A 17,561-nucleotide genomic window follows, 5' to 3' on the forward strand; every position below is an offset into this window, starting at 1 on the left:
AGGTGATCATGCAGTGAAAAGTACAGCTAAGTAACATCATTAATAATGACCTCCGCCGCGTTAAAATCGAAATATTTAAAGCTGATAATTCAGTATAAATATTAAAAACGTTGAAGTGATGGTGGGTATAAACGAACAATATACAGACCTGTTATCAGTGCGGTAAATGCACATCTATCTGCCCCATGCGCAGGGTCTCAAAGACCTCGCCGCGCAGTTCTATCTATAATTCCAACATCTACGGGCTTGATACAAAAGGCATCTGGACGTGCCTTACATGCGGGTTATGTCCGCAGGAATGTCCCCAGCAGGTTGATTTCCTGGGTTTCATAAAAGAGGAGAGAGAAGGAGGGCAGCCTCTTGAGATCGCACATCTTGGCGTTTTCACCGAGCTTGCCGAACTGAGTTCCAGGCTTGATGGAAATATCAGGGCTGATCCAGCAGGTTCAACATACGGCTACTTCCCGGGATGCGTGGAATCACTCGGTCTATTCCTGCATGATGTGAAGACTGATTTCGGGGCGATCACCGCTTCATCGCTAAAACTCCTTGATAGAGCAGGCATAAAGCCACAGATAATTCAGATGAAATGCTGCGGCCATGATATCCTCTGGCAGGGAAAAAAAGACGTTTTTGACAGGCTTAAAGATTATAATACCGGATACATAAAAGATAGCGGCATCGATACCCTTATAACCAGTTGTGCTGAGTGTTACCGCACTTTTTCAAAGGATTATGATCTAGGGATCAGGGTGATCCATATAAGCGAGCTTCTGGATAAGCTGGGGCTTGAGATAAATAAGGAAGTTACTTACCATGATCCATGCAGGCTGGGAAGACACATGGGAGTATATGATGCTCCACGTAAGGCATTAACTGCAAACGGCGCAAGGTTAAAGGAGATGGAGCATTCAAAAGAAAAAGCCCTGTGCTGCGGAGTTAGCAGTTTTATGAACTGCAACGAGCAGACAAAGGCCCTGCGTATAGCCAGGATGGATGAGGCACAGGCAGCCGGTGTAAATACACTCATAACCACCTGTCCAAAATGTCTTGCGCATTTTAACTGCCTGAAGAGCGAAAAAGAAGCCATAAAGAGGTATGATTTTGATGTTGTCGATCTTACTGTGTTCCTTGCACGGCATATGGAGGTTAAATGATCAAGACAAGCCAGCTTGATTCAAATTTCAAATATGAGATAGCTAATGAGCCTGGAGGCGAGAACATCAAGCGCTGCTTTAACTGCACAGGCTGTACTGTGGGCTGCCCTGTAACCGAGATCGATAAAGGTTATAACCCGCGCAAGATTATCAGAAAAGCCCTGCTTGGCATGCGCGATGAAGTTCTGAGCGATGATTCCATCTGGCTTTGCGCTTCGTGTTACCTCTGCTATGAGCGGTGTCCCCAGGATGTGAAGATCACAGAGGTCATGGGTGCGATAAGAGCTATAGCCCAGCGGGAGGCAAAGGCAGGAAATATCAAGCTTGATAATCCAAAACCACTTTTTGATAATCTTTTCATCAATTCGGTCAGGAAAAACGGCAAGTGGCATGAGGCTGGTGTGAGTGGCATGTTCACACTCAAAACAAAAGGGATCAAGGGGTTGATTGATTATATTCCGATGGGGCTGGAATTATTCAGGAAAGGGAAAGTCAGCATCCTGCCCCACAAGATCAAGGGCAAAGACCAGATAAAGAGGATCTTTGAAGAGGTAGAGAGATGAAGCTGGCATACTATCCTGGCTGCACTCTTCACGGTACAGCCCGTGAATACGATGCATCCACAAAAGCAGTATGCAAAGCATCAAATATCGAACTTACCGAGATCGAAGACTGGAACTGCTGCGGCGCCCTTGAGGCTATTTTTGATAAGGAGTTGTCCATGGGATTGTCTGCAAGAAACAACATGCTGGCGCAGAGAACAGGGCTTGATCTCGTAATACCCTGCAGCATTTGCTCACATAATCTTTCAAGGGCTGATATGGCAATGAGAAATGACGAGTCCTTCAGAGCAAAGATGGAAAAAGCACTTGGAGAGAGATACAGGGGCATCAGGGTCAGGCATCTACTGGATATCCTTGTAAATGATGTTGGAATAGATACGCTATCCAGTAAATTCATAAAACCCTTAAAAGGTATTAAAGCCGTCCCGTATTATGGATGTCTTCTTGTCCGCCCATCAGAGGTGGGTAGATTCGATAATCCAGAAAATCCGACATCTCTTGATAACCTGATCAGGGCAGCGGGTGCGGAGTGTCTGCCTTTTACCCAGAAGACAAAATGCTGCGGTGGGAACCTGTTGATGAGCAAACAGGATTACGCGTTCATATTCACAAAAAAACTATTCGATGAAGCAAAAGCAGCAGGTGCAGACTGTATCGTTGTTGCATGTCCCATGTGCCACATGCTGCTTGACGGCCAGCAATCTATGGTAGAAGAGGCGCATAATACTGTAATTGGTATGCCTGTACTGTATTTCACCCAGCTTATCGGTCTTGCCATGGGTTTGAGCGAGAAAGAGCTTGAACTGGATAAGAACATGGTGTCGCCTGCCAGGCTTCTTGACCTAATAATAGAGGGGGGAAAGGAATGAAAGGCTCGGTTGCGGTCGTAGGAGGCGGTATCGCCGGGATACAGGCAGCACTTGACCTTGCAGACAGCGGGTTCAAGACATATCTCATAGAATCAAGACCAAGCATCGGCGGAGTGATGTCCCAGCTTGATAAGACCTTTCCCACAAATGACTGCGCCATGTGCATTCTTTCGCCAAAACTTGTTGAGATCGGGCGGCATCCGAACATTGAATTACTCTCATACAGTGATGTTAAGTCAATATCAGGTGAAGCCGGGGATTTCAAGGTAAAGGTAGTTAAAAAAGCACGGTACGTTGATGAGGCAAAATGTACAGGGTGTGGTTCATGTACAGAGAAATGCCCATCAAAAGTACTGGATGAATATAATGCGGGAATGAGCAAGCGCAAATCCATCTATATTCCATTCGCACAGGCGATCCCAAGGGTGGCGACGATCGATGCTGCCCACTGTCTGTATCTCACAAAAGGCAAATGCGGGGTCTGCAAGAAGGTATGCGGGCCAAAGGCAGTGGATTATGAGATGAAGGACAAGGAGATCGAACTTGATGTGGGCTCTGTGATCCTGGCTACTGGCTTTAAGCCCTTTGATCCCTCATTGCTTAAACAGTACAGGTTTGACCATCCAGATGTCATAACTTCGCTGCAATTTGAGCGCCTCTTAAGCGCAAGCGGTCCAACGCAGGGACATGTCACAAGGCAATCAGATGGCAAGGTACCGAAGAGGATCGCTTTTATCCAGTGTGTTGGCTCACGCAACCCCAGGATTGACAGAAAACACTGCTCTTCAGTTTGCTGCATGTATGCTACAAAGGAATCCATAATAGCAAAAGAGCACGACCCTGAGCTTGATATAACCATATTCCATATCGATATACGGGCTTTTGGCAAGAATTTTGAAGAGTTCTATAACAGGGCACAGGAGGAGTATGGTATAAGGTACATCAACTCACGTCCTCCCGAGACCATTGTGGATGCAAGGAACAATCTATCGCTGAGATACGAGGATTTCGATTCTGGCGAGCTTAAAACAGAAGCATTTGATATGGTCATTCTATCCATAGGGCTTGATCCTTCAGATTCAACTCGGGATCTCGCACAATCCTCAGGGATCGCGCTTGATGATTTCGGTAATATTGCCACAGGTATTGAGAAACCCGTGGAGACAAGTATTTCAGGGGTGTATGTCTGCGGGGCAGCCCAGGGGCCCAAGGATATCCCTGACACCGTAGCCCAGGCAAGCGCTGCCGCTGCTAAAGCTGCCGCGCTTCTATCAAAAGAGCGGGGTACCATGATCAAAGAGAGAGAGTTCCCTGATGAGAAGCCGCTCTTGCCAGAGCCAAGGATCGGTGTGTTCGTATGCCACTGCGGGATAAACATAGGAAGCGTGGTCAATGTTCCTGATGTAGTGGAGTATGCAAAGACCCTGCCTGATGTTGCATACGCCCGGGAGATGCTGTACGCATGCTCCTCTGATTCTCAGGTTACGATAAAGGATGCAATTGAAAAGAATAACCTGAATCGCGTTGTGGTTGCATCATGCACCCCGCGCACACATGAGCCGCTGTTCCAGAATACCTGCCGTGAAGCAGGGCTTAACCCCTACTTATTCGAGCTTGCCAACATCCGGGAGCACTGCTCCTGGGTGCACATGAAGGAGAAGGAAAAAGCCACAGAGAAGGCAAAGGGAATCGTTCAGATGGCAGTTGCAAAATCAGCCCTCTTCCAGCCCTTATACAAGCAGAAAGTGCCTCTCATCAACAAAGCGCTCGTGCTCGGTGGCGGCGTGGCAGGCATGACGGCTGCGCTTGATATTGCAGATAACGGTTATGAAGTGACCCTGATCGAGAAGGAAAAAGAACTGGGCGGTATGCTCAAACACACAACAGAGCTATATGATGGGAAGAAGCCATCTGATGTACTGGATGTTCTCACGTGCAGGGTTTACGAGAATAACAGGATCAGGGTATTAAACGAGGCAAGACTCACAAAAGTTGAGGGTTACCTTGGCAACTTTAAAGGCATTATCCTTTCAAAAGGAGAGGAGGTACCTGTTGATTTCGGGGCTGCTGTTGTGGCGACCGGGGCACGGAACTTTGAACCTGTGGGACTTTTCAATTACGGGAAGGATGCGCATGTGATAACGCAGGCACAGCTTGAGAGAATGCTAGGTGAGGGCATCAGTGCGAATAATACTACTATGATACAGTGCGTTGGAGCCAGGAATAAGGATAGGGAGTACTGCGGCAGGACATGCTGTATCGATGCTGTCAAGAATGCAGTAAGGATCAAGAGAGCAAACAGTAAGTCCAGCGTGTATGTCCTGTACCGCGATATGCGAACATACGGGGTTATGGAGAGATTATACGAGGATGCAAGAGAGCTTGGCGTGATATTCATAAAATACACCAGGGACCCGGAGGTGCAGTACGGGTCTGTGGTTGTCCATGATTCCATGCTGAATGAGGATATAGAGATAGCATCAGATCTTGTGGTGCTCAGCACACCACTGGTTGCAGGTGAGAATGAGGTGATAAACCAGCTCTTCAAGATACCTCTTGATAAGAACGGGTTCTTCCTTGAAGCTCATCCCAAATTAAGGCCGGTGGATTTTGCCACTGACGGCGTGTTCCTCTGCGGGAGCGCACAGGCACCCAAACTCATGAGCGAGGCCATATCTCAGGCCAGCGCAGCAGCATCCCGTGCATGTACCATACTATCCCGCGAGTTCATCGAGACCGAAGGTGCTGTCTCAGTGGTCGATGAGGCGAGATGCATAGGCTGCGGGACATGCGTTGCAGTATGCCCGTATAATGCCCCGTCATTGCAGGAAGTAACGGTAACATCAGAAGAAGTGAGCTACATAGCAAAGAAATCACGCATCAACCCTGCTGCATGCAAGGGATGCGGTTCATGCGCTGCCGCATGCCCTGTCGGGGCCATAACAGCCCAGCATTTCTCATCAAAAGAGATTGGAGAGGCAATCGATGCTTTTAATAAAGATATAGGGCTCATTGAGCCAAAGACAGGCACAGTGGAGGCAGTTGTATGACAGAGAATGTGACCGAGTTTGAGCCAGATATTCTTGCGTTCTGCTGCAACTGGTGCTCATATGCAGGGGCTGATCTGGCTGGCGTGAGCCGTTTTCAGTACCCCCCCACCGTGAAGATATTAAGGGTGATGTGCTCAAGCAGGGTTGAGCCTGTATTTATCCTGAGGGCATTGAAAGACGGCGCTGATGGTGTGCTTGTAGCAGGGTGCCATATCGGGGACTGCCATTATATTGACGGCAATAAGAATGCAGAGGTCAGGATCAATAACACCAAAAAAGCACTGGCAAAACTCGGGCTTGATAAAAGGCTGCGGCTTGAGTGGATATCTGCCAGTGAGGGAGCACGGTTCTCAGAAGTTATTCGGGATTTTACAGAAGAGATTAAGAAACTGGGTCAAAACCCGATCAAGGAAGTGAAGATAGATGAGTGATACTAAAGGTACAGATGTACCTGTTGAATCGAAGGATAATCAGGATAAGGGTAATCAGGATGAGAAACGGGTAGGCGTATTCGTATGCGAATGCGGGGTAAATATCGGTGGTGTAGTAGATACACATGCAGTGGCAGATTATATCGCAACACTGCCAGGTGTGAAGGCTACCTCTGTTAATAAGTTCACATGTTCTGACTCAGGCCAGGCCGATATACAGCAGAAGATAAAAGAACATAACCTCAACCGCGTTGTTGTAGCCGCATGCTCTCCAAAGACACATGAGCCCACATTCAGGGCATGTATCGAGCAGATGGGTCTTAACCAGTACTTCCTTGAATTTGTGAATATAAGGGACCATTGCTCATGGATACATATGTGGGAGAAGGATAAGGCCACGGAGAAATCAAAAGACCTGGTACGCATGGGTGTTGAGCGCTCAAAATTACTTGAGCCGCTTGAGGCAAGCGAAGTGCCTGTCACTGATACAGCGCTTGTTGTGGGCGGAGGCGTTGCAGGTATGCAGGCATCACTTGATCTTGCAGATATGGGTTTTAAGGTGTACCTTGTTGAGAAAGAGCCCTCAATTGGCGGCAGGATGGCAAGGTTTGATAAGGTCTTTCCCACGAACGACTGCTCCATATGCATACTCGGGCCAAAGATGGTTGAAGTTGTGAGGAACAAGAATATAATGATAATGAGTTATTCCGAGGTAAAGGAAGTGGACGGGTATGTTGGGAATTTCAATGTGAAAATCGAGCACAAGCCCAGGTACCTTGATACCAGCAAATGTACGGGCTGTGCCAAATGCAGCGAGGTGTGCCCTGTTGAAGTGCCCTATGATTTTAACGAGGGGTTCGGAACACGAAAAGCCATATATGTCCCTTTCCCGCAGGCTGTGCCTCTTCGTGCTGTGCTTGATAAGGAGAACTGCATCAACTGCAAGGCATGCGCCAGGGCATGCGAAAGCAAAGCTATTGATTATGATATGCAGACAACGTATACCGATCTGAACGCGGGCATCATTATAGGGGCTGTGGGCTTCAAGACCTATGACCCTGAGCCAGGACATGATTTCGGGTACGGACTGTACGATAATGTTATCACTGCCATGGAGTTTGAGCGCCTCCTCAATGCAGCAGGGCCAACAGGCGGGCATGTCATCCGCCCTTCAGACTGCAGGGAGCCCATAAGAGTGGGATTTGTGAACTGCGTGGGATCGCGTGATAAGAATACCAATATCTACTGCTCGGGTGTGTGCTGCATGTACACAATAAAGAATGCACAACTGCTTAAGGAGAAGCGGCCTGAGACAGATCACACTATTATGTATATCGATATCAGAACGCCTTTCAGGTCATATGAGGAATCCTATAACAGGGCGCGCAACCTGGGTGTGAAGTTCCTGCGCGGACGGCCTGTTGAAGTAAAGGAGAACCCTGAGAATAAGAACATCATGGTGCGGGTGGAGGATACACTCGCCAATGAGATACGGAACCTTGAGTTCGATCTGCTTGTACTGAGTACGGGCGTTGTCCCGCATGATGGAATACACAAACTCCAGCAGCTCCTGAAGTTATCAAAAGCTGCAGATGGCTTCCTGATGGAAGCTCATCCTAAACTTCGGCCTGTGGATACCACCATCGACGGCGTATACCTTGCTGGCGTTGCCTCAGGGCCGAAGGATATCCCCTATGCTGTCTCACAGGGAAGTGCATGCGCAGGCAGAGCCACCATTCTTCTCAAGAACAGAAAAGCCATAACAGAAGGCATAACCGCTGTAGTGGATCCTGATGTCTGCGCTGGATGCGGTGTATGCGTTCCCATGTGCCCGTTCCAGGCTATAAAGATGGATGAAGAGGCAGGCAAGGCAAATGTGGTGAAAGCGCTGTGCAAAGGATGCGGTACGTGCGTCACAGCCTGTCCAACAGGTGCACTTGAGCAGAGCCATTTTAAGAATGACCAGGTCCTTGCCCAGGTAAAGAACGTGTTCAGGTTCCAGGAGGCGGCGGTATGAGCGCAGAAGCATGGGAGCCCAAGATAGTTGCATTCTGCTGCAACTGGTGCTCCTACGGCGGAGCCGACAGCGCAGGTATGGGAAGGTTCCAGCAGCCTCCCTCAACAAGGATCATACGCGTCATGTGCTCAGGAAGGATCGATCCACTGCATGTGTTCAATGCATTCCTTGAGGGCGCGGATGCAGTCCTGGTCACAGGCTGCCACATAGGGGACTGCCACTATGTCAACGGTAACGATAAAACAAAGATCAAATACAAGTTCCTTGAAAGTGTTGTGCGCGAACTTGGGATTGAGAAAGAAAGGCTTCAGCTTAACTGGATCTCGGCAAGCGAGGGTGAGAAGTTTGCCAGTTTCATCCGCGATGTCACGGAGCAGATAAAAAAGCTGGGACCAAGCCCTCTTAAGCCTGAGGGGGTGTCGTGATGCAAAAAGGCGAGATGTTCCTGGGCTGGTCCACGAAAGAGGACATCAGGAAACGCGGAGGCTCAGGCGGGCTTGTGACATCGGTGCTTGCGGCAGCGCTTGATAAGAAACTGGTTGATTCCGTCGTTGTGTTGAAGAAAATTAACGACTTTGAAGCTGTTCCTGTAATAACATCTGATGTGAACGAGGTACTGAATTCAGCAGGCTCACTGCACTCAGTTCCGAGCAACTTTGCAAAACTCATCGCAAATAAGAATTTAAAAGTGGCGCTTCCAGCCAAAGGATGCGATGTGCGCGGCATCATTGAACAGGGCAAACGCAATACAATAAAGCTTGATAACACCTTCATAATCGGCTTAAACTGCGGCGGATCGATGCACCCAACTGTAACGCGGGAAATGCTTGAGGTCATGTATAAGATCAGGCCAGAGGATGTACATGGCGAGGAGATCGAGAAGGGGAAGCTCATCTTCGAGACAAAGGACGGAAAGGAACATGCCATAACCATTGATGAGCTTGAAGAGAAAGGATATGGAAGGCGTGAGAGCTGCAGGTACTGCACTATTAAGATACCGAATAACGCTGATCTGGCATGCGGCAACTGGGGCGTAACAGGAGAACTTGCTGGAAAAGCCACATTCGTGGAGGTTAATTCAGAGAAAGGTGCAGAACTTTTGCAAAATGCTGTTGATGCTGGATATGTCCAGATTCAGAAGCCCGATGAGAAGGGAATTGCAGCACGAGCCAGGATAAAAGGCGCAATGGAAGGATTATCCAGGAAATGGAAGGAAAAAGTATTCATCCCGATGGATAACAGGCTTGAATATTTCAGGAAAGAGCTTGAGAACTGCATAGACTGCGGTGCATGCAAGACAGTGTGTCCGACATGCTCATGCGGTGATGTCTCAAAATGCACCGAATTCCATTACCGCGGTGATGCTTATAAGATGTCGATGTATCATCTGGTACGCTTTTTGCATCTTGCAGATTCGTGTATCGGATGCGGCCAGTGCACTGATGTGTGCCCTGTGGATATCCCGCTCACAAGGCTGTACAGGCGGTTTGCAAACCCTGTGCAGGAGGAGCTAAAATACGAGCCTGGAATGGATTTGCGAAGACCGCCGTATTTCGAGGTGAAGTTAAATGATTAACAGCCTATTACAATATAAGCCGCAGATGAACGCAGATAAACGCAGATACATGATGGGCAAATCTGCGTTCATCGGCGTTTATCTGCGGTTCCTTATTTCTAGGATTTGGCATCATAAAGATGATTTTGCACCGCAAAGAACGCAAAGAGCGCAAAGCGTAATAGCAACCTTTGCGAACTTTGCGCCCTGGTATGAAAAAGTCAAATATATATCGCATCTTAGACTCGGATGTGGTTCAGCTAATATAAACAACGAACTGGTACGAACTCGATACGAACTCGGGCTTATGAGTTCGTTTAAGTTCGTTTTGAGTTCGTTGTTAATCGTCTTTTTCATTGTTATCTATGAACCAGTTCATAGCCGACTCTGCGGTGAAGAATTTAGAGAACCTGGGAGTGTGAACTAATGATTGGCAATGTCTATTCAACAATCTGCCCTGGATGCAATTTCGGCTGCGGTCTCTACATCCGCGAGAACGGAGAACTTGAAGTGGATTTCAGGAAATCCTCTCCTGCCAACGCAGGAAAGCTGTGCAGGTTCGGGATGAGTCTTCCGCGCTTTTATACACCTGCTAGGTCCATAGTTGACGGCAGGGAGACCACGCTGGATGAGGCTGCAAAAGAGGCGGCTAAGAGAATATCCAGCACAAAAGGTTCTGTCGCCTTTCTATCCCTGGGCAATACCACATGCGAGGAGCATCTTGCATTCCAGAAGCTTGCAGAGTCATTCGGCTCCCTGTACACAGGGGTTGAGCTTGGGGCTCTGCCCGGAGATGTGCACCAGACCCTGAGTGTGGGGATACCTTACAGTGAGATAGAAGCTGCAAAGCATATCGTGCTCTTTATTGATCCTTATGAGCAGTACCCTCTGATTGTAAGGCGGCTCCTCCTGGCCAAAAAGAAGGGTGCAAAGATAACCTCCATCTGGTGGAAGGATATGCCTTTAGCTGATGAGAATCTCAGGCCTGCTGATACCTCAAAGCTGCAGCTTACAGGGGATTCACTTATTATCGCTGATTTCCATCCACTGTCGGATACAGAGCAGGTGAAGAGCCTGCTTGCTCTTGCAAAGAACGCAGGTGCGAAGATAACCTTCCTTAAGCCTTTTGTAAATTCAACAGGTGCTTATATACTATCAATGGATGCTAAGCAAAAGTCTCTGGCGCAGCTTATTGAAGATATCAATAAAGGGACAATAAAGACATTGTTCTGTCTTGAGTCCGATATCCTTGAGCTAATGCCTGAAGCAATAGCGAAACTCACAAACCTGATAGTACAGACAGGTCAGGAAAGCGCAATCACGAAGAAAGCGCACATTGTGATTGCACATGAGCCGCTCTATAAGAAAAGAGGGACGCTTATCAATAACGAGGGCAGGGCACAGGCCCCTGGCGGCGCAGGGACAGGCGGGCTTGAGGCTCTTGGCACCATAGCAGGCACAAAGTTCGATTTTGACTCCCTGCATGAATCCGTGAAAAAGATGATTGGCATTACCGCAGTTGATGAGTTCACGGTTCCAGCATATGAGAGACCGACCTACGCTGCACCCCGGGCAACAGCAAAGCCCCCGGATGCAAAAATCCTGCTTGCCAGTGTGTACAACCCGTTCATGTGGTCTGGTCTGGCAGATGATAACGATTTTGTGGAGCTGAGCCTGAACATGGTCAGGGCGCTTAAGCTCCTGAAAGGCGGGACTGTTAAGATCAATTACAACGGCAGCCTGCTTGAAAAGAAGTTCAAGGTCGCACCTGTGCAGGATAATGTATTGCTCACAGGCAAGAGGATTGGCATAGAGAAAGGAGCAATCACGCCAGTTGAGGTATCGAGGTGATGGTATGGCAGATGAAAAAGTGGTTAAGAAAGCAGAAACCAGGGCAGAAGCTAAAAAAGAAGTAGATCCAAGCAAGGAATTCGTGGACGGCATCATGACAGAGATGAACCTTAAAGGTGCTTCAAAGAAACGGCTCATCAAAAAACTGGCAGAGCAATATAGTTTTGATAGACAGAAGATTATGTTCAAGCTCAAGCGCGCACTGATCACAGAGAGGTATGCGGCGGTGGTGACTGCTGAAGGGGGGCATTGAAGATGGGAAAAGATATTGGTTTTTAAGTTCGTATCCTTTTACTTTACATAATTTTGTTAGACTTCCGGGGCATTGAATGTCCGAAGTAGTGTTTATCCTCTGGTGGCTGCTGATTATTGAAGCAATAGGTCTGATCGCATTTCCCCTGACAGCTTACTTCATTAACCTGCCTGATAGAGGGTATTCTGTCTCCAAGCTTATTGGGCTTCTTTTAATAACATACATGGTATGGCTGACTGTTAGCCTTGAAATATCGGGTTTTGGGTTTGCTGTGATCGTATTTGCTCTTATTTTTCTTGCTTTTATCTCAATTCGCAGATTCGATTCAAAGCTTCTGTCTCTTAAAGGCACTGCGCTTAAGAGCGAGCTTGTCTTCGTGGCTTCATTTCTCATATTCACGTTCATTGTGATGAGTAAGCCTGATATATATGGCCCGCATTCTGAGGATTTCACGGATTTTGGCTTCATGCAGTCCATCCTGCGCAGCACGTATTTTCCACCGCCTGATCCGTGGCTTGCGGGTGAGACCCTGAGCTATTACTATTTCGGGCAGATGGTTGCGGCAATACTGACAAAACTATCAGGGATACCTTCCAATATTACATACAACCTCGCAGTTGCAATGTTCTTTGCGCTCACAGCACAGGCTGCCTACGGTATCGGGTACAACCTGACACAGCGATCCTTCCCTGGCATAGTAAGCGCGCTGTTCGTGTCAGTTAGCGGGATAATGTCGGGTTTCCTGCAGCTTGTTGCATATCTTGTTCCTGAAGCAAGGGAATATATACGCTATGCGCCGCTGCAGACGCCTGATATACAGCAGTGGCTGCTCAAGTTTGATTTCTGGAACTCGATAAGTATCATTCCCCAGACCTTTAATTACTACCCTTACCATACGTTTGCGCACGGCTGCCTTCATGCTTACATGATATCAATACCGTTCCAGGTAATGCTTATTACCCTGGGCCTGAGTCTGTTCAGGGCAGAAAAAGTGGGGCGGTGGCACATCATGCTCCTGGGTCTGTCTATCGGGTTTTTTTCAGGGCTTAATACATGGGAATACCCGACATACCTTCTTTTTGCATACCTAATCTTTATCTTCAGGCACAGAAAAGAAGCCCTGCGTCTGAGCGTCCAGACAACAGCTCTTAGTGTTATCATGTACCTGCCATACTTCCTGACTAAGGACTCAGGTGGATTTGGAGGGATCGAGCTTGTGCAGCAAAGAACTCTTCTTTTTAATTTCATTGAGATATTCGCGCTCTTCTTATTCCTCATACTCTCTTTCCTGTTTATCTTATGGTGGCAGCACAAAGAAGACCCGCTTATGTATATTATCTTAGCCTCTGTACCAGCTCCTTTGATTGTACTGTCAGGGTTTGATTTCCAGGTACTTCCTCTGCTTGCTGTGATGATCCTGATCTCAGCTTACGGGATAATCAGATTAGAAAGATACGAGGCAAGGTTCGTCCTGCTGCTTGTGCTGCTTGGAAGCCTGATAGCTTTGCTTACTGAGGTTTTCTATGTTGTTGATGCCATGCCGTGGAAGCGTTTTAACACAGTTATGAAATTCCACCTGCAGATATGGGTTCTGTGGGGGATCGCCTCCTCGTATGCGATCTATCATATCCTGAACAACAGGAACAGAAGCAGCAGATTAAAACACATAGGGGTAGCAGCCTGGTCTCTTGTCGTGATCTTTATGGTCTTTGCCTCTCTTGTCCACCCGATCGCATCTACCACGAGCTGGACGAGCGGTACATCATATTTCAGCACATCCACCAGTGGTACCCTTGATGGGACAGCATACCTTGAAAAAACAAATCGCGAGGATTACATGGCGATCCAGTGGATAAACAAAAATATTACAGGCAGCGAGGTGATTCTAGAGGCACCCGGTAAGGCGTACTCATACTCATCGCGCATATCATCACTCACAGGGCTGCCGACAGTGATCGGCTGGGTATCCCATGAGAAGATGTGGAACACAAACTGGAGCAAGATCGACGAACGCGTTCGGGATGTAGAGATCATATACTCCACTGCTGATATAAACCGAGCGATCAGCCTGCTTAAAAAATACAATGTTCGGTATGTTTATGTTGGAGATATAGAGAGGGAGAAATACCCTGAGGCAGGGCTTGAGAAGTTCAGCGACCAGGAGTTTTTTGAGCCGGTATATAGTGATACTGTGCAGATATATAAGGTTAAATGAGACACTTTGCGCTAGAAAACAATTTAAGCATTAGGATAATGTTAGATACAAAAAATATGGATAATATCAACAGAATTAAGCAATTAAAAAAAGAGAAGAACGCAATAATACTTGCACATAACTACCAGCGCGGCGATGTTCAGGACATAGCAGATTTTGTAGGCGATTCTTTTGGTCTGAGCAAGACCGCTGCATCACACAATGCAGATGTGATCGTTTTCTGCGGCGTTGATTTCATGGCCGAGAGCGCGGCTATATTGAGCCCGGAGAAGACTGTTCTTATGCCTGAGTTAAATGCCCAGTGCCCGATGGCAGCCATGATAACCCCTGAGTCCTTAAAGCTTGAGAAACAGAAATATCCTGATGCTGCTGTTGTTTGTTATGTTAACACGTCCGCGTCCGTGAAAGCACAGAGCGATATATGCTGTACATCCTCAAATGCGATCAGAGTAGTGAACTCGCTTGATGAGGATGAGATCATCTTTATCCCTGATAGAAACCTTGCCAGATATGTGGCGGACAATACAGAAAAGAAGATTATTCCATGGAACGGATACTGCCCTACCCACCATCTGATACTGCCCGGTGATATCCTGCTTGAGAAGGAAGAGCATCCTGAGGCAGAGATCCTTGTTCACCCTGAGTGTCGGCCTGATGTCGTATCGCTCGCTGATAAGGTCTTAAGTACATCGGGTATGTTAAAATATGTGGCCCGATCAGACTCAAGGGAATTTATCATAGGTACTGAGATAGGGCTTTTACATAGATTGAGCAAAGAAAACCCGGAGAAGAGATTTATTCCAGCAACAGCATATGCAGTATGCCCGAATATGAAAATGAACACACTTGAGAGTATCATCAGGGCACTTGAAAATAACAAGCACATAATAAGGGTACCTGAGGACACCAGGAGAAAAGCAAAACTGGCACTTGACCGGATGCTGGCTGTGGGGCGAGGTGATTGATTCTCAATCTAATATTCCTTTGAGCTTTTTTGCTGATTCTTCAAGCCCGATAAGGATCAATCCCAGTTCTACATCAGAATTTACAATAATGGCGAGCAGGGCTTTAGGTCCTGCACCAATGACGATCAATTTTCCATATTCGCACTCCACAATAACCCGATGAGGCACGCCTCTCCCGATCTGTGCAATAGTTGTCTCAGCCGCACCGAGCATTGCAGCCGACATTGCAGCCAGGGATTTCCCATACTGCTCCTGCTGTATAATGGCATGAATAAGTAACCCATTGCGACTTACGGCAGCGCAGGCCTCTATACCATGGGTTTTCCACAAATCTGCAAGTACTCTATCTATCAATTCTTCAGTTTCCTTCGAGTTTTTATAATACATTATTTTATCCGAATTTTTTATGGAGAAGTCTATACCATATATATGTCACCAGTACAAGTCCCAGCATACCAATAGGAAATACACTATAGTAAATAAGATAGAACCCGGGTGATAAATCCTCATCCAGCGATTGCATCATGGTGCTCAGTTCAATATACTCCAACGCCAGATGAATGCCTGTTAAACCGGCTAGAATCCCTGTAGTAATAAGTGTAAGCTTAAAATTATTATCCAAAAATGATTTATCAAGAAATACTCTTGCTTTAATTGTACCAAGCTCAATTTCCCTCCAGCATACCCAGTTTTTAAAAGAAAGATAAATTGCTATGACTACAAGTATAAATGATACCGCGATCAGACTGAAATAGATCCCTATAATGGATACCACCTATAATCACCAGCATGATAATCATGATGTATTGGTTTTTAAACTTTTCTACCCCTGCGAAAGTACTGCTAAAACCCTATAAGACGCCTTTTGTGCTTGGCACACCCAGGCCGCCCAGTCTGACTGCCCTTTTTAATGCGATCCCAAATGCCTTGAAGAGTGCCTCGGTCTTGTGATGGTCGTTATCCCCTTCTACATTAAGATGAGCGTTGATACCTGCGTTACTTGTTAATGATTCAAAAAAATGACGTGTATTCTGCGGGTTGAAATTCCCTATCTTTTGATTGTTAAATACTCCATTGAATACTAGAAAGCTCCGCCCGCTGATATCTATCACTGCCGATGCAAGCGATTCATCCATCGGAATACGGGCCTCTCCGAAACGCTCAATGCCTTTTTTATCTCCCAGTGCTTTTCGTATGGCATCGCCCAGGGTTATGCCCACATCCTCTATGGTATGATGATCATCCACACCCAGATCTCCCCGCGCTTTTACCACAAGGTCAAAGGAGCCGTGCTTTGAAAAAGAGTTCAGCATATGGTCAAAGAATGCAATGCCTGTATTTATGTCAGTGTTTCCTGAGCCATCCAGTGATATCTTCACTTCGATATCTGTTTCGTTTGTTTTCCGTGTAGCTTTTGATTCCCGCATAATGCAGATTATATTAATCAATTATAATATAAAGGTATGCAATCTGGCATAAAAACCTGCGTTCTTTCTATCGTTTACCTCTTTCAGTCATGATACTTCCAATCAGGCTGAACTGGTCTTACTTCTTCGGCCTAATATCCAGACCTACTAGAACACGCTCCTCATCCGACAGGGTGCCGATAAGTCTTCTCAATGGGAGGGGAAGTTTTTTTATCAGCGTGGGGGCTGCAACAACGTGATCCTCCTGTGTACTGCCAGGCTGCTGGTATATATCAATCACTTCCAGTTCATAGCGCCCCTTAAGGTGCTCTTCACATATCCTCTTGATGTTTGCAATTGCCAGTGAGGATTTTGGCGTGTATCCTGTAATATAGAGCCGGAGGACATACTTCTCTTTTCCTAATTTAGAGAGCGCCTCCTCAAATGTCTCTGTATCATTATCAGTTTCTATTTTATTCATATAGTCCTCATACTTCATCTGTAATCAATTATAATTAATTCAATCTTCACGGCGCAAGTTTAAGCCTACAAGAACACGCTCTGTATTGGAGAGGTCGCCTATGATCTTTCTCATAGGTGGAGGAAGCCTCCGTATCAGCGTCGGAACGGCCAGGATCTGATCCACCCTGGCCAGTTGAGGATTTTTGGTCAGATCGATCACTTCAATCCTGTATTTGCCAGCCAGGTGTTCTTCACAGATCTTCTTGAGATTGGCAAAGGCTGTCAGGGATCTGGGCGTCTGCCCTGCAACGTACAGCCGCAGCACCCAGACCTCATCTTTATTCTCTGAAGTTTTAACTTCGTTCATTAATTTGATAGTTCTCCTATAATTTAGGTTACTATAGTAGTTTTCGATATATATTTATCTAACCCGTACTTTCTAATAGATTCAGCAGCTATTAAACTTTTTGCAGTCTTCCTGCTGGTATTGTGAAGTAGAATATCGAGCCTTTACCAGGTTCAGATTCAACCCATATCCTTCCGCCGTGGCGCTCCACGATCTTCTTGCAGATCGCAAGTCCTATGCCTGTGCCAGGGTATTCATCTCTTGTGTACTCGCGCTGGAATAACTGGAAAAGTCGATCGAAGAATTCAGGTGCTATGCCTATACCTTTATCCTGTACTGAGAAGATCCATTCATTCTCCGTAACTACTCACCTTTTTTAAGCTAAAGCTTTGAGTATGTGCTCTTTTCCAGAGCTGAGAAT

18 protein-coding genes are annotated in these 17,561 nt (G+C 46.8%); 12 read left to right on the forward strand and 6 right to left on the reverse strand.

The window, feature by feature from the left end; genetic code table 11:
- The first annotated feature begins 140 nt into the window (after window positions 1-140).
- The 12 genes from ANME2D_RS10300 to nadA all read left to right on the forward strand — a co-directional run bounded on the left by ANME2D_RS10300 (window position 141) and on the right by nadA (window position 14,926).
- Window positions 141-1,157, forward strand: coding sequence for a (Fe-S)-binding protein (locus tag ANME2D_RS10300; protein WP_277812939.1), 1,017 nt, complete (start codon window positions 141-143; stop codon window positions 1,155-1,157).
- Window positions 1,154-1,720: a 4Fe-4S dicluster domain-containing protein gene (locus ANME2D_RS10305; RefSeq protein WP_048091364.1), complete on the forward strand. Its 567-nt coding sequence runs from the start codon at window positions 1,154-1,156 to the stop codon at window positions 1,718-1,720. Before ANME2D_RS10300 ends, ANME2D_RS10305 begins: the two co-directional genes overlap by 4 nt.
- Window positions 1,717-2,589, forward strand: a complete 873-nt coding sequence (locus tag ANME2D_RS10310; protein WP_048091366.1) for a CoB--CoM heterodisulfide reductase iron-sulfur subunit B family protein — start codon at window positions 1,717-1,719, stop codon at window positions 2,587-2,589. Before ANME2D_RS10305 ends, ANME2D_RS10310 begins: the two co-directional genes overlap by 4 nt.
- Window positions 2,586-5,639, forward strand: a complete 3,054-nt coding sequence (locus ANME2D_RS10315; protein ID WP_048091368.1) for an FAD-dependent oxidoreductase — start codon at window positions 2,586-2,588, stop codon at window positions 5,637-5,639. The genes ANME2D_RS10310 and ANME2D_RS10315 overlap by 4 nt, the downstream gene beginning before the upstream one ends.
- Window positions 5,636-6,070, forward strand: a complete 435-nt coding sequence (locus ANME2D_RS10320) for a hydrogenase iron-sulfur subunit (protein WP_048091370.1) — start codon at window positions 5,636-5,638, stop codon at window positions 6,068-6,070. Before ANME2D_RS10315 ends, ANME2D_RS10320 begins: the two co-directional genes overlap by 4 nt.
- Window positions 6,063-8,087 (forward strand): CoB--CoM heterodisulfide reductase iron-sulfur subunit A family protein, encoded by a 2,025-nt coding sequence (locus tag ANME2D_RS10325; protein WP_081810234.1) that lies wholly within the window; start codon window positions 6,063-6,065, stop codon window positions 8,085-8,087. The genes ANME2D_RS10320 and ANME2D_RS10325 overlap by 8 nt, the downstream gene beginning before the upstream one ends.
- Entirely contained in the window at window positions 8,084-8,512 is a 429-nt protein-coding gene (locus ANME2D_RS10330) for a hydrogenase iron-sulfur subunit (RefSeq protein WP_048091371.1), read from the forward strand. The genes ANME2D_RS10325 and ANME2D_RS10330 overlap by 4 nt, the downstream gene beginning before the upstream one ends.
- Window positions 8,512-9,663: a Coenzyme F420 hydrogenase/dehydrogenase, beta subunit C-terminal domain gene (locus tag ANME2D_RS10335; RefSeq protein WP_081810235.1), complete on the forward strand. Its 1,152-nt coding sequence runs from the start codon at window positions 8,512-8,514 to the stop codon at window positions 9,661-9,663. The genes ANME2D_RS10330 and ANME2D_RS10335 overlap by 1 nt, the downstream gene beginning before the upstream one ends.
- Window positions 9,664-10,068: 405 nt before the next feature.
- Complete coding sequence (locus ANME2D_RS10345) at window positions 10,069-11,493, forward strand: molybdopterin-binding domain-containing protein (RefSeq protein ID WP_048091377.1); 1,425 nt, start codon at window positions 10,069-10,071, stop codon at window positions 11,491-11,493.
- 4 nt (window positions 11,494-11,497) lie between these two features.
- Window positions 11,498-11,746, forward strand: coding sequence for a hypothetical protein (locus ANME2D_RS10350; protein ID WP_048091378.1), 249 nt, complete (start codon window positions 11,498-11,500; stop codon window positions 11,744-11,746).
- Between the two features lie 76 nt (window positions 11,747-11,822).
- Entirely contained in the window at window positions 11,823-13,961 is a 2,139-nt protein-coding gene (locus ANME2D_RS10355; protein ID WP_048091383.1) for a DUF2298 domain-containing protein, read from the forward strand.
- Between the two features lie 38 nt (window positions 13,962-13,999).
- Window positions 14,000-14,926: a quinolinate synthase NadA gene (gene nadA / locus ANME2D_RS10360; RefSeq protein ID WP_048091855.1), complete on the forward strand. Its 927-nt coding sequence runs from the start codon at window positions 14,000-14,002 to the stop codon at window positions 14,924-14,926.
- A gap of 3 nt (window positions 14,927-14,929) precedes the next feature.
- On the opposite strand, the gene ANME2D_RS10365 is transcribed toward nadA, so the two are convergent.
- The 6 genes from ANME2D_RS10365 to ANME2D_RS17675 form a co-directional block, all read right to left on the reverse strand.
- The gene (locus ANME2D_RS10365; RefSeq protein ID WP_048091857.1) at window positions 14,930-15,280 is read right to left on the reverse strand and encodes a roadblock/LC7 domain-containing protein; all 351 of its coding nucleotides are present in this window, start codon (window positions 15,278-15,280) and stop codon (window positions 14,930-14,932) included.
- Between the two features lie 37 nt (window positions 15,281-15,317).
- Window positions 15,318-15,701, reverse strand: a complete 384-nt coding sequence (locus ANME2D_RS10370) for a hypothetical protein (RefSeq protein ID WP_048091385.1) — start codon at window positions 15,699-15,701, stop codon at window positions 15,318-15,320.
- 76 nt (window positions 15,702-15,777) lie between these two features.
- Complete coding sequence (hisB, locus tag ANME2D_RS10375) at window positions 15,778-16,353, reverse strand: imidazoleglycerol-phosphate dehydratase HisB (protein ID WP_048091859.1); 576 nt, start codon at window positions 16,351-16,353, stop codon at window positions 15,778-15,780.
- A 118-nt stretch (window positions 16,354-16,471) separates the two neighbouring features.
- Window positions 16,472-16,813: a circadian clock KaiB family protein gene (locus ANME2D_RS10380; RefSeq protein ID WP_052368803.1), complete on the reverse strand. Its 342-nt coding sequence runs from the start codon at window positions 16,811-16,813 to the stop codon at window positions 16,472-16,474.
- Window positions 16,814-16,852: 39 nt separating this feature from the next.
- Complete coding sequence (gene kaiB, locus ANME2D_RS10385) at window positions 16,853-17,161, reverse strand: circadian clock protein KaiB (RefSeq protein ID WP_048091389.1); 309 nt, start codon at window positions 17,159-17,161, stop codon at window positions 16,853-16,855.
- Window positions 17,162-17,252: 91 nt separating this feature from the next.
- Window positions 17,253-17,486, reverse strand: a complete 234-nt coding sequence (locus ANME2D_RS17675) for a sensor histidine kinase (RefSeq protein WP_198527417.1) — start codon at window positions 17,484-17,486, stop codon at window positions 17,253-17,255.
- Window positions 17,487-17,561: the final 75 nt, after the last annotated feature.

It is taken from the genome of Candidatus Methanoperedens nitratireducens, assembly GCF_000685155.1.
Lineage (GTDB): Archaea > Halobacteriota > Methanosarcinia > Methanosarcinales > Methanoperedenaceae > Methanoperedens > Methanoperedens nitratireducens.